A 12565-nucleotide genomic window follows, 5' to 3' on the forward strand; every position below is an offset into this window, starting at 1 on the left:
AGAGAAGAATTATGGCAGTAAAAGAGAAAAAAGAGCTTCCTCCTTTTGAGTATCCTCAAGGCTACCCGTTATTTGCTGGTGTTGATGAAGTAGGGCGCGGGCCTTTGGTTGGCGACGTGGTGACTGCTGCGGTTATCCTCGATCCAAACAACCCAATTGAAGGCTTGAACGACTCAAAGAAATTATCTGAGAAAAAGCGTCTTGCGCTGCTTCCAGAAATCAAAGAGAAAGCTTTAGCGTGGTCTGTCGGTCGTTGCTCTCCACAAGAAATTGATGAGTTGAATATTCTGCAAGCGACGATGGTAGCTATGCAGCGCGCTATCGCAGGTTTGAGCGTTCAACCTGATATGGCGTTGATAGATGGAAACCGTGTCCCAGAACTGCCGATGGATGGTCTTGCGATTGTGAAGGGTGACTTGCGAGTGGCTGAAATCAGTGCGGCGTCTATTATCGCAAAAGTCGTTCGTGACCAAGAGATGGAAGATCTTGATAAACTTCATCCAGAGTTTGGTTTTGCTAAGCATAAAGGTTACCCGACCAAAGCGCATTTCGAAGCGATTGAAAAACATGGTGTAACCGAGCATTACCGCAAGAGCTTTAAGCCAGTAAAACGTATTCTTGGTATAGATTAGAGCTTTACGTTAACTAGAGCTTGGCATCTAATAAAGTTGCTAACTTGTATTAGAAAAAAATAGAATACACACAGTTGTAATCCTAGGCTCAAACCTAGAACTCAGGAAAAATAATGTCAGATCCAAAATTTGTTCACCTACGCGTACACAGTGACTTTTCGATGGTGGATGGACTATCCAAGGTGCCACCATTAGTTAAAAAAGTCGCTGAAATGGGTATGCCTGCTCTAGCATTGACCGACTTTACCAACCTGTGTGGTTTGGTGAAGTTTTACGGTACTGCCCATGGGTGTGGGGTTAAACCTATTATTGGTGCTGACTTCTTGATGCAGTCTCCGGAGTTCGGTGACGAGTTGACCAAGCTCACCGTTATCGCAACGGACAACAAAGGTTATAACAACCTAACGCTACTTATCTCGAAAGCTTACCTTCGTGGTCACGTTCAGCATCAGCCTGTTATTGATAAAGAGTGGCTGATTGAGAATGCAGAAGGCCTGATCATTCTATCGGGTGCGAAGGAAGGTGAGATCGGTAAAGCGTTACTGAAAGGTAACCGTGAACTGGTTGCAAGCAATGTCAAGTTTTACAAAACATACTTCCCTGATCGTTTTTACCTTGAGCTGATTCGTACCGGACGTCCGGATGAAGAGTCTTACCTGCACTTTGCGTTGGAACTGGCTGAGCAGGAAGACTTGCCTGTTGTTGCAACCAACGAAGTAGTATTCCTAACTGAAGACCTGTTTGATGCCCATGAAATCCGCGTGGCAATTCATGATGGTTTCACTATGGTCGATCCTCGTCGTCCTAAAAATTACAGCGCGCAACAGTATCTTCGTAGCGAAGAAGAGATGTGCGAGTTGTTCTCCGATATCCCTGAAGCACTTGAGAACAGTGTTGAGATTGCTAAGCGTTGTAATGTAACGGTTCGTCTGGGCGAGTACTTCCTGCCTAACTTCCCAACGGAAGGTTTGGCGATTGAAGACTTCTTGATCAAGAAATCTGAAGAAGGCCTTGAGCGACGTCTAGCGTTCCTATTCCCAGATGAAAAAGTGCGTGCTGAGCGCAGACCGGAATACGATGAGCGACTCAAGATTGAGCTCGAAGTTGTTAACAACATGGGTTTCCCAGGTTACTTCTTGATCGTAATGGAGTTCATCCAGTGGTCAAAAGACAACGATGTGCCAGTAGGTCCTGGCCGTGGTTCTGGTGCCGGCTCTCTAGTAGCTTACGCCTTGGATATCACCGATCTCGATCCACTTGAATACGATCTACTTTTCGAACGTTTCTTGAACCCAGAACGTGTATCCATGCCCGATTTCGATATCGACTTCTGTATGGATAAGCGTGACCAAGTTATTGATCACGTGGCTGAAATGTACGGTCGTGATGCCGTTTCTCAGATCATCACCTTTGGTACCATGGCGGCAAAAGCGGTAATCCGCGATGTAGGCCGTGTACTGGGTCACCCGTTTGGTTTCGTCGATCGAATTTCAAAGCTTGTACCGCCAGATCCGGGTATGACGCTAGAGAAAGCATTCCTTGCTGAACCTGCATTGCCAGAGCTTTACGATGGCGATGAAGAAGTTCGTGAGCTGATCGATAAGTGTCGCATCCTTGAAGGTTGTACGCGAAATGCCGGTAAGCACGCGGGCGGTGTTGTTATCTCACCCACCACGATCACCGATTTTGCGCCAATCTATGCCGATGCAGAAGGTAACTTCCCAGTAACGCAATTCGATAAGAATGACGTTGAAACCGCCGGTTTGGTTAAGTTCGACTTCTTGGGTCTACGTACTCTGACCATCATCGATTGGGCGTTAGGCCTTGTAAACCCTCGCCTGAAGAAAGAAGGCAAAGAGCCGGTTCGTATCGAGTCGATTCCTCTTGATGACCAAGCGTCATTTAACCTATTACAAAATTCTGAAACCACCGCGGTATTCCAGCTGGAATCGCGTGGTATGAAAGACCTGATCAAACGTCTACAACCGGACTGTTTTGAAGATATTATCGCATTGGTAGCCTTGTTCCGTCCGGGTCCTCTGCAATCAGGCATGGTAGATAACTTTATCGACCGTAAGCACGGCCGAGAAGCGGTTTCATACCCAGATGAAACGTGGCAGCACGAATCGCTTAAAGAGACACTAGAACCTACGTACGGCATCATCCTGTACCAAGAACAGGTAATGCAAATCGCACAGATCCTCGCTGGTTATACGCTTGGCGGAGCGGATATGTTGCGTCGTGCTATGGGTAAGAAAAAGCCAGAAGAGATGGCAAAGCAGCGTGGTACCTTTAAAGAGGGCGCTGAAGCCAATGGTGTTGATGGCGAACTGGCCATGAAGATCTTTGACTTGGTAGAGAAATTTGCGGGCTACGGCTTTAACAAATCTCACTCGGCCGCATACGCACTGGTTTCTTATCAAACGCTATGGCTGAAAACGCACTACCCAGCGGAATTTATGGCTGCGGTAATGACAGCGGATATGGATAACACCGAGAAGGTTATCGGCCTTGTTGATGAATGTTTCCGTATGAAGCTCAAGCTTTTACCACCAGATATCAACTCAGGTTTATACCGTTTCAATGTGGATGAAGATGGCGCGATTGTTTATGGCATCGGTGCGATCAAAGGGGTCGGTGAAGGCCCTATTGAAGCGATCATTGAAGCGCGAAATAAAGGCGGTTACTTTAAAGACTTATTCGACTTCTGTGCACGCCTTGATCTGAAGAAGGTCAACAAACGTGTTATCGAAAAGTTGATTCTATCCGGAGCCTTAGATAGATTAGGTCCTCACCGAGCGGCAATGATGGCATCTTTGAAAGATGCGGTGAAGGCGGCGAGTCAACATCATCATGCCGAGTCTTTTGGTCAATCTGATATGTTTGGCGTGTTGACCGACGCTCCGGAAGAGGTTGAACACAAGTATACCCAAGTGCCTAAATGGCCTGAGAAGGTTTGGCTTGAAGGTGAACGTGAAACGCTTGGTTTGTATTTAACGGGTCACCCGGTTAACGCTTACATCAAAGAGTTAGCGAAATACACCAGCTGTCGTTTGAAAGATGCCACGCCAACGCGTCGTGACCAATCACTAACAATTGCAGGCTTGGTGATTGCTGCGAGAGTGATGACGACGAAGCGCGGCACGCGAATTGGTTTGATGACACTTGATGACCGTTCGGGCCGAATGGAAGTGATGTTGTTCTCGGATGCGCTCGATCGCTACGCAGAATTGCTTGAAAAAGACAAAATTGTGGTCGTTTCCGGACAGGTCAGCTTTGATGATTTCAATGGCGGGCTTAAAATGTCCGCGCGCGAGGTCATGGACTTAGGAAGCGCCCGTGAGAAATATGCTCGTGGGGTGTCGATATCTATCGACCAATCCCAAATTAACGGTCAATTTTTTGAACGCTTTAGTCAAATCTTAGAACCTTATAGAGCCGGAACGGTCCCAGTCAATGTATACTACCAGCGTGCCGACGCTAGAGCGCGGTTAACATTGGGCACAGAATGGCGCGTGACGCCAAGTGATACATTACTAGACGAATTAAAACAGCTGCTTGGAAATAGCCAAGTAGAACTCGAATTTAACTAAAATTTAGCTTCGCGAATGCGGAGCTGAATCAACAAGGATTCATAGATGAGCCTGAACTTTCTAGAATTTGAAAAGCCTATCGCTGAACTTGAAGCAAAAATCGAAGCGCTACGTGACGTTTCGCGTCACGGTGGTGACACAGCGGTAGATCTAGACAAAGAAATCGAACAACTAGAGAAAAAAAGCTTAGAGCTTAAACAGAAAATCTTTAGTGACTTAGGTGCATGGCAGGTAGCTCAACTTGCTCGTCACCCTCAACGTCCTTACACCAAAGATTACCTGGAGCATGCATTCACAGAGTTTGAAGAGATGGCGGGCGATCGCGCTTACGCTGACGACAAAGCTATTGTGGGTGGTATGGCTCGTCTAAATGGCCGTCCTGTTATGGTTATTGGTCACCAGAAAGGTCGTGAGACTAAAGAGAAAGTGATCCGTAACTTTGGTATGCCAAAGCCAGAAGGTTACCGTAAGGCGCTACGTCTAATGGAAACTGCTGAGCGTTTCAACATGCCTATTATTACTTTCATCGACACAGCGGGCGCATACCCAGGTGTTGGTGCTGAAGAGCGTGGTCAATCTGAAGCTATCGCTAAAAACCTAAAAGTGATGGCTGGCCTTTCAGTTCCTGTTATCTGTAACGTTGTGGGTGAAGGCGGTTCTGGTGGTGCACTAGCGATTGGTGTTGGTGACTACGTGAACATGCTTCAGTACTCTACGTACTCAGTAATCTCTCCAGAAGGTTGTGCTTCAATCCTATGGCGCGATTCAGATAAAGCACCACAAGCTGCTGAAGCTATGGGCCTGATTGCTCCTCGTCTGAAAGAGCTTGAGCTTATCGACGAAATCATTCCTGAGCCTCTAGGTGGCGCGCACCGCGACCCTGCACAAACAGCTCAGAACATGAAAGACATGTTAGTTAAACAGCTAGAAGAGCTAGAGCAGTTTGATAACGAAACGCTGCTTGAGCGTCGTTACCAGCGTCTAATGAGCTACGGCTACTGCTGATAACTTGCCTTAGCGATAAGGCTAGCTATACGAACAAATGATGAAAGGGTTGGACTCAGTGCCAACCCTTTTTTATTATTAAAACATTATCCCTTCACACACGATCTCTTGGTTTATTAGCCTCATGACACACTTAATTGATACCTTCACATCTGTACTTGATCAAAGCGCGCTTAAGCCTTGTCGGTTGATCGTCGCTTTCAGTGGTGGTGTCGATTCACGAGTGTTGTTGGAGTTGGCTGCGCAATACGCTAAGTCCCATCACATTGAGTGCTGCGCGGTACATGTTCATCATGGCTTAAGCAACAATGCTGATTACTGGGCAGAGCAATGCCAAACATGGTGTGATGCTTTGTCGGTGCCCTTGTTCATTGAACGAGTTTCGCTAGATATTAGCCGTGGAGAGAGCGTAGAAAAGCTGGCTCGAGACGCGCGATACCAAGCCTTTAAAAAGCATATTAGACAAGGCGATGTATTAGTCTCAGGCCAGCACATCGATGACCAAGTAGAGACTTTCTTGTTGGCGTTGAAGCGTGGCAGTGGTCCGAAAGGGCTCTCTTCAATGGCGAAAATGATGCCGTTTGCTAATGCTCATATCGTTCGCCCACTGCTGTCGGTGACGAGAACGGATATTGAAGGGGCGGCGCGCGATATGGCTTTAACTTGGGTAGAAGACGAGAGTAATCAAGACGTTCGCTTTGACCGCAATTTTATTCGTCATCAAGTCACTCCGACACTGACCGAGCGTTGGCCTAGTTTCCGAGAGTCGGTCAGTCGCAGCGCTCAGCTATGTGCAGAGCAAGAGTTACTGTTGGATGAGTTGCTTGAGTCTCACTTACAACAAGCTTTAACTGAGAAGCACAGCTTAAGTATTGAGGTATTATCTCAGCACTCTGATTTACTGCGTGCACGCCTATTAAGAATGTGGCTGAGCCACTGTAATCAACCGATGCCGAGCCAAAAGCAGCTCAAACTTATATGGGATGAGGTGGCATGTGCTCAGGCGGACGCCAATCCTAAGTTAGTGTTGAATGAGGTTGAGGTTAGACGTTTTAATCATCAGCTCTATGTCGTCAAAGAGACCAAAGACTTGTCGAACTGGCAAAGCGATATCTCGATGGAAGAGAGCTTAGTTCTGCCTGATGGTTTAGGGGAGCTAAACTTAACTTCAGCGGCGAGTGATGGTGTGTCTAACCACCGTGATGTGCAACGTTTACGTTTTAGTCTCAACACAGCGAGCAGAACATTGCGAGTGATCTTTAACCCTGAGGGATTGTCAGCACACCCTGTTGGGCGCGGTCATAGCAGGAAGCTGAAGAAGTTGTTTCAAGAGTACCAAGTACCCAGTTGGTTAAGACGCAGAACGCCGATATTAATGGATGGCGATCGAGTGATCGCTGTTTTAGGTTTATTCGTAGATAAAAACTACGAAGGTCAAGATTGTGAAGCGCTTTGGAGCAAGTAGAAAAAGTTTGTGTCACAATTCGACGTCACTTTAATAAAAATAATTAATGGAATATGCAATGAAGAAAATTACACTAGGATTAGTTCTTGGATTTGGACTATTGAGTGGTAACGCTCTTGCGGCTGATGTTGCTGCGGGTCAAGCTAAAGCAGCAATCTGTGCGGCATGTCATGGTGCAGACGGCATCGCAGTGATCCCTGGCTATCCAAACCTTAAAGGTCAAAACGAGCAATACATCGCTTCATCGATTAAGGCTTACAAGAACGGCCAGCGCACTGGTGGTTTAGCCGCTGTAATGCAGGCTCAAGCTTCAATGCTCAGTGATGAAGACATCGCGAATCTAGCCGCTTACTACGCAAGCCTTAAGTAAAACCTTCTCAAAGCGCTGATTAAACAAGATGATAAATTTCGAGCCAGAGCTTTAAAGCTCTGGCTTTTTTCATTGAATGTTTACTATAGCTAACCGATAATGAGCCATTCGCACAGTTTAAGGGATGAACATGAAAAAGATTGAAGCCATTATCAAGCCATTCAAACTTGATGATGTACGTGAAGCACTTGCAGAAGTGGGTATTACGGGTATGACAGTATCTGAAGTTAAAGGCTTTGGACGTCAAAAAGGTCATACTGAGCTATACCGCGGCGCAGAGTACATGGTCGACTTTTTACCTAAAGTGAAACTAGAAATCGTTGTGACCGACGAAGTGGCTGACCAATGTGTTGATACCATCATCGAGACGGCTCAAACAGGTAAAATTGGTGACGGTAAGATCTTCATTACTGAAGTTGAACGTGTGGTACGTATTCGTACTGGCGAAGAAGACGAAGACGCCGTATAAAAAAACTATTACCCTAAAAGGAGCGTTTATCGCTCCTTTTTCATTTCTGGTAGGGTGTTGTATGTTTAAGAAAACCATCATTGTTATCACGTTATTGATAACGCTTGCTGTCGTTAGTTTTCATTTTATCTTCGTGATCCCGAATAAACCCAATCTAATCACTTCCTCTCAAAGTACCAGTAACGACATCTACAGTTGCTACCAAAACTCTGCACCGAAAGCGATTGATGTGTCTGATGGCTTAGACATTACGGTGTGGAATATCTACAAGCAAAACCGAAATAATTGGCAGAGTGAGTTAAATAAGCTGTCGGCAGGTAGCGATTTAGTCTTGCTGCAAGAAGCGAGTATGACAGAAGGACTTCGCCAATGGGTAACGAGCGGCCAGTGGGGAAGCACACGTGTTAATGCGTTTGAGGCCTTTGAGCAAAGTGCTGGGGTACTCAACCTAGCAACTCATTTGCCGATTGAAGCGTGTGCTTATACTCATGAAGAACCTTGGCTTCAACTACCTAAATCTGCGCTTTGGTCGCGTTACCAACTAAGCAATGGCGAAGAGCTGGCTGTGATTAATATCCACGCTGTGAACTTTACCTTTGGTACCGAAGATTACGAGGCTCAGCTCAAGAGCTTAACTGACAATCAGCAAAAGTATCGTGGGCCGGTTATTTTTGCTGGGGACTTTAATAGCTGGAGTGAAGCTCGCTTTGCTGTATTGAAAGATGCGTTGGAGAAGGTTGGTTTGACGGAAGTTGCCTTTGAGCCAGATAACAGAACTCAGTTCATTACAGGACTGGTGCTCGACCACGTGTTTTATCGAGGGCTATTGGTAGAAAAAGCAAAAGCGCCCATTACGGACGCTTCTGATCATAACCCTATGCGAGTGACCTTTAAGGCTAAATAGTGATTAGCTATTAGTCATTGGAACTTAACCATTCGCACGGTGGTTACCTTGGGAAATCTAACGGAACATTAGGCTAGAGAGTTTTCGCTAGCCTTATCTCTTCAACTTAAAAGATTAAAATGTAGAGCGCCCAGATTAGGTAGTAGCCAACCCATGGTAAGCCTGAAATCACAAGCGCTTGCCCGCGTTCAAACTCAGTCCACGTTAATACCGCAGCATAACCTAGCACGATGTACCATGGCAGAAGCAGTGGTAATGAGCTAGCAAACTGCGACCAATCATTGGTTAACGGTAACTTGATCAAGCCATTTAAGCTGTTCAAGTCGGCAGCGTAGTTCATCACATGTCCATGCTTGAGTATCAGGCTTGCGTAGCTTGCTACATCACCTAAAACAGCTGGGAATATAACAACAGATGCCGCTGCAAACCATCGCCAAAAGCTGTGCTGATGTTGGCTTGGCTTGGTTGCTAGGTTAAACCAGAATGCCAATAGAACGATGGTTAATGTTCGGCCAAATACGTCGCTGATGATTTCACTTGCGAGTAAGGTATTGCTGTCAAGTAACGCCAATTGGCCAGGGTTCGTTTGAGCCAGTTGCTGCGATAGCTCTGCACTTAACCAGGCAAAATCTACATTCGAAAAATAAGCACCCCAAAACAAAAATGGGCTGAGCATTAATACGACGTAGGGTTGCCATCCCCAAGCACTTCGTTGATAAAGCGCTAAGAAACAAGCTGTTGGTGAACGGAATATATCCAACAGCATGACGAGTGGGTTACTTGACGGGTTCATACACTTACCTTAGTTACATCAACATACAGCTTCAGTTTTTGTCCTGGCTGTAGGTATTTTTTGTTCTGCAAAGTGTTCCATTTTACAACATCTGTACTTTTTACTTTGAACTTTGATGCAATACCGCTGACTGTGTCACCTGATCTTACGTTATAAAAGATCGTACGGATGATGGCGCCGTCTGAGCCATTTTTCCAAATGACCAGTTCTTGACCAACTCTAAGCGTGTCGCGTGGTCCCATGCCATTCCACTTAGCCAGTGATTGATGAGAGACCTTATTTGCGCGTGCAATCGTCCATAGGCTGTCCCCACTTCTTACAGTATGGCTAAGCTTATATTGACCACGACTCTTTGACTGTGTGCTTGCTAGGCGATTTGAAGCGCTTAGGGCGTATGTCTTGTCGTCTTTGGTGGATGTTGGGATAAGTAAGTGCTGGCCAATACGAATATTGTTGTTGCTCAAACCGTTCGCAGAGCGGATCACTTTGCTGGTGGTGTTATATTTGCTTGCCAGTACGCTAATGCTGTCACCAGATTGAACCTTGTAACGCACCAACTTCATGCCTTTGCCTTTATTGGCAGCGACTTCTTTGTTGAATTTCTCAACTGAATCTAAAGGAAGTAATAGTTGTTGGTGTTTCTCTGGTGCCGTTGCCCATTGGTTGTAAGCCGGGTTGTAACCTTGAAGTTCTTTGACAGGAATGCCTGCGTAGTTCGCAGCAATGGCTAAATCAAGCTGTTCTTCAGGGTTAACCAGAGTCAGCACTGGCTTATTCGGGATCGCCGGAATATCGATGCCATACTTTTCTTGGTTGGCAATGACATCTGCTAGAGCAAGCAGTTTAGGTACATAGCTGCTGGTCTCTTTTGGTAAGTCCAAAGAGAAAAAGTCGATTGGCTTGCCAAGCTTCTTGTTCTTGCGGATTGCGCTGTTTACTCGACCACCACCACTGTTATAGGCAGCAATCGCATGATTCCAGTCGCCATCGAAACGTCGGTTAAGATCTGAGAGGAAGTCCAATGCGGCGTCGGTAGAGGCGGCAACATCGCGGCGGCCGTCATACCAAAAGTTCTGTTCAAGCCCGTAGTCTTTGCCAGTGCCTGAAATGAATTGCCATAGACCAGCAGCACTGCCATGAGAGTAGGCAAACGCATCGAAAGAGCTTTCTACAACGGGTAGTAGTGCCAATTCTAGTGGTAAGCCTTTTTCTTCAATCTTAGTCGTGATCAGATACAAGAAAGGTTCAGCACGCTTTGATACTGTTTTTAGATGACTCGGGTGCTTGAGATACCAAGTTCGGTAGTAGTCGATCTTCTTTTGGTCTGGCACTTCCATTTCAAGTTGCATCGCAATGCGTTTCCAAACATCTTCTTGTGTTTGTGGAGTAACGACAGGTGCTTCAACTTTTTGATCTTCTTTGGCTGTTGCTTCTGATGAAACGTTCGCTTGAGAAACTTCTTTAGTAGGAGATGTGTTGGTTTGCTCGGAAGCTTGGTCTGGATTCTCTGACTGAGTTAATTGGCAACCAGAAAGTAGTAATACCAAAGCCCAGCTGTACTTAACTCGCATGTTACAGCCTTTTTAATTAACGGCCGATGATAATACTTGCCACCCCCTATGAGTGACAAGTCTGTATTTGTTAAAATTCGTTCTTCCACGCACGTAAAGCGGTGAATACCGATAAAGGATCGGTCTGCTCGGTGCGATTAGACACTGATTTCACTACACTTGGCTCGGTATAGCGCAGGAAGGGGTTCACAAACTTCTCTTGTCTCAAATTTGTGGGGATGGTCGACTTATTTTGAGCGCGAAGTCGGTTCACTTGGTCGCGATATTGCTGCAAATGTTGGTTATCAGGCTCTACGGCTAATGCGAAAGCGATATTGGCTGCAGTGTACTCATGTGCACAATAAACTTCGGTTTCTTGAGGCAGAGCCGTGATCTTATTCAGTGCATCGAACATCTGTTGTGGTGTGCCTTCCATGATTCGGCCACAGCCCGCAGAGAACAACACATCACCACAAAACAGTTTGGCATCGCCCACATAACCAATATGACCCGCAGTATGGCCACTGAGCCCTAGGACGAGGAATACTTCGCCAAACAGTTCTAATTGATCACCATCATCGACCGGATGAGTTAAGGTAGGGATAGGTTCATTCCTTGGACCGACAACATCCACGCCGGGAAATTGTCTAACGAGTTCTGGAACACCACCAATGTGATCGTGGTGGTGGTGTGTAATCAAGATTGCATCTAAAGTTAGCTCATGGTGTGCCAAGTACTCTAATACTGGAGCCGCATCACCAGGGTCGACGACAGCACAACGGCGATCGCTATTTTGAATCAGCCAGATGTAATTGTCGTTAAATGCAGGTATGCTTTTGATATGTAACATTATTGGTTCTCCAGTCACTATTAGTGCGACAGAATAAGTGAGACAGATTATTGATGAAGCCAGCACGTAGCAGAAAGAAGTTTGAACGTCCTTACACTTGGGCGCAATTGCACAATGGGGACTGGTTGAGAGAATCTATTCAAACTCGACTCGATGAGTGGTGCCCAAAGCTATTTGGTTACCATATGCTCAAGCTCGGTGGCCTCAGTAGTGAGATTTCTAGCTGCACATGCAACATTCAACATCAAGTAAACCTAGATATCCAGAACCCATTACATAATGTGATAGCGGATGGCTATAATTTACCCTTTTTGGAGAAAAGCTTTGATGTTGTAGTACTGAGTCATCAGCTAGATTATAGCAATGACCCGCATCGCTTATTGAGAGAAGTCGACCGAGTGATGATGGACGATGGCTATATCATTATCACGGGCTTCAACCCAATCAGTGTCACTGGGCTTGCCAGTTTGATGCCTTGGCGAAAGAACAGCTTGCCTTGGAGTGGGCGTATGTACACGCCAAGTCGAATTAAAGACTGGTTAGGTGTACTTAACTATGAAGTAATTCATTGTGACACCTACGCGCTGTTTCCGATGAGTAAGTATCAAGCGATGTGGATGTGGTTGGAGAACAGCTTAGGTGGTTGTGCATCCTTCGCCGGAAGCCAATACTTTATTGTTGCTCGTAAGCGTACTTACCCGCTAAAACCCATCAAACCACATTGGCACCTCAAGCGACGTTTCTCGCCTGTTGGGGCAAGTTTTAGAACCAATACGCGCCGTACAATGGATTCAGCCAAAGCGTCATATCCGCTAAAAACAGAAAAAGCCGATTAGTTGTCGGCTTTTCATCTATCAATTCGATTGAGAAATTGTCAATTAGTTTAAGAAATTATAAATCGCTTTCTGAAATGTGCGTCTAATTAAAAAGACGA

At 45.9% G+C, this 12565-nt stretch carries 11 protein-coding genes; 8 read left to right on the forward strand and 3 right to left on the reverse strand.

Translation table 11 applies throughout. The annotated features are described in order from the left end of the window. The first annotated feature begins 11 nt into the window (after positions 1–11). The 7 genes from rnhB to AB4209_RS13935 all read left to right on the forward strand — a co-directional run bounded on the left by rnhB (position 12) and on the right by AB4209_RS13935 (position 8438). Positions 12–632, forward strand: a complete 621-nt coding sequence (gene rnhB, locus AB4209_RS13905; protein ID WP_372056223.1) for a ribonuclease HII — start codon at positions 12–14, stop codon at positions 630–632. Between the two features lie 113 nt (positions 633–745). After that, positions 746–4225 (forward strand): DNA polymerase III subunit alpha, encoded by a 3480-nt coding sequence (gene dnaE, locus AB4209_RS13910; RefSeq protein WP_017063372.1) that lies wholly within the window; start codon positions 746–748, stop codon positions 4223–4225. 45 nt (positions 4226–4270) lie between these two features. Then, positions 4271–5230 carry an acetyl-CoA carboxylase carboxyl transferase subunit alpha gene (gene accA / locus AB4209_RS13915; RefSeq protein ID WP_017060731.1) on the forward strand — a complete coding sequence of 320 codons (960 nt, stop codon included), beginning with the start codon at positions 4271–4273 and terminating at the stop codon, positions 5228–5230. 124 nt (positions 5231–5354) lie between these two features. Further along, entirely contained in the window at positions 5355–6695 is a 1341-nt protein-coding gene (gene tilS, locus AB4209_RS13920) for a tRNA lysidine(34) synthetase TilS (RefSeq protein ID WP_372056225.1), read from the forward strand. 46 nt (positions 6696–6741) lie between these two features. Then, complete coding sequence (locus AB4209_RS13925; RefSeq protein ID WP_170791809.1) at positions 6742–7065, forward strand: cytochrome c; 324 nt, start codon at positions 6742–6744, stop codon at positions 7063–7065. A gap of 130 nt (positions 7066–7195) precedes the next feature. After that, positions 7196–7534, forward strand: a complete 339-nt coding sequence (glnB, locus tag AB4209_RS13930) for a nitrogen regulatory protein P-II (RefSeq protein WP_017063373.1) — start codon at positions 7196–7198, stop codon at positions 7532–7534. Between the two features lie 61 nt (positions 7535–7595). Further along, on the forward strand, positions 7596–8438 hold the full coding sequence (locus tag AB4209_RS13935) for an endonuclease/exonuclease/phosphatase family protein (RefSeq protein WP_372056227.1): 843 nt from the start codon (positions 7596–7598) through the stop codon (positions 8436–8438). Between the two features lie 106 nt (positions 8439–8544). On the opposite strand, the gene AB4209_RS13940 is transcribed toward AB4209_RS13935, so the two are convergent. The 3 genes from AB4209_RS13940 to gloB all read right to left on the reverse strand — a co-directional run bounded on the left by AB4209_RS13940 (position 8545) and on the right by gloB (position 11631). Next, the gene (locus tag AB4209_RS13940; RefSeq protein ID WP_372056228.1) at positions 8545–9231 is read right to left on the reverse strand and encodes a YIP1 family protein; all 687 of its coding nucleotides are present in this window, start codon (positions 9229–9231) and stop codon (positions 8545–8547) included. Beyond that, positions 9228–10802: a LysM peptidoglycan-binding domain-containing protein gene (locus AB4209_RS13945; protein WP_372056230.1), complete on the reverse strand. Its 1575-nt coding sequence runs from the start codon at positions 10800–10802 to the stop codon at positions 9228–9230. The genes AB4209_RS13940 and AB4209_RS13945 overlap by 4 nt, the downstream gene beginning before the upstream one ends. 70 nt (positions 10803–10872) lie before the next feature. Next, positions 10873–11631, reverse strand: a complete 759-nt coding sequence (gene gloB, locus AB4209_RS13950) for a hydroxyacylglutathione hydrolase (protein WP_017060725.1) — start codon at positions 11629–11631, stop codon at positions 10873–10875. A gap of 53 nt (positions 11632–11684) precedes the next feature. Between gloB and AB4209_RS13955 the strand changes: the two genes are divergently transcribed. Further along, the gene (locus tag AB4209_RS13955) at positions 11685–12467 is read left to right on the forward strand and encodes a class I SAM-dependent methyltransferase (protein WP_372056232.1); all 783 of its coding nucleotides are present in this window, start codon (positions 11685–11687) and stop codon (positions 12465–12467) included. The last annotated feature ends 98 nt before the right edge of the window (positions 12468–12565 follow it).

Origin of the sequence: Vibrio sp. 10N.286.48.C11, assembly GCF_041469805.1 — a bacterium.
Taxonomy (GTDB): domain Bacteria; phylum Pseudomonadota; class Gammaproteobacteria; order Enterobacterales; family Vibrionaceae; genus Vibrio; species Vibrio crassostreae_C.

Coding starts and splice junctions, on each gene's coding strand:
- AB4209_RS13925 (WP_170791809.1), top strand. CDS start 6,742: ATGGAATATGCAATGAAGAAAATTACACTAGGATTAGTTCTTGGATTT.
- rnhB (WP_372056223.1), top strand. CDS start 12: ATGGCAGTAAAAGAGAAAAAAGAGCTTCCTCCTTTTGAGTATCCTCAA.
- AB4209_RS13940 (WP_372056228.1), bottom strand. CDS start 9,231: ATGAACCCGTCAAGTAACCCACTCGTCATGCTGTTGGATATATTCCGT.
- tilS (WP_372056225.1), top strand. CDS start 5,355: ATGACACACTTAATTGATACCTTCACATCTGTACTTGATCAAAGCGCG.
- gloB (WP_017060725.1), bottom strand. CDS start 11,631: ATGTTACATATCAAAAGCATACCTGCATTTAACGACAATTACATCTGG.
- AB4209_RS13945 (WP_372056230.1), bottom strand. CDS start 10,802: ATGCGAGTTAAGTACAGCTGGGCTTTGGTATTACTACTTTCTGGTTGC.
- dnaE (WP_017063372.1), top strand. CDS start 746: ATGTCAGATCCAAAATTTGTTCACCTACGCGTACACAGTGACTTTTCG.
- accA (WP_017060731.1), top strand. CDS start 4,271: ATGAGCCTGAACTTTCTAGAATTTGAAAAGCCTATCGCTGAACTTGAA.
- glnB (WP_017063373.1), top strand. CDS start 7,196: ATGAAAAAGATTGAAGCCATTATCAAGCCATTCAAACTTGATGATGTA.
- AB4209_RS13935 (WP_372056227.1), top strand. CDS start 7,596: ATGTTTAAGAAAACCATCATTGTTATCACGTTATTGATAACGCTTGCT.
- AB4209_RS13955 (WP_372056232.1), top strand. CDS start 11,685: ATGAAGCCAGCACGTAGCAGAAAGAAGTTTGAACGTCCTTACACTTGG.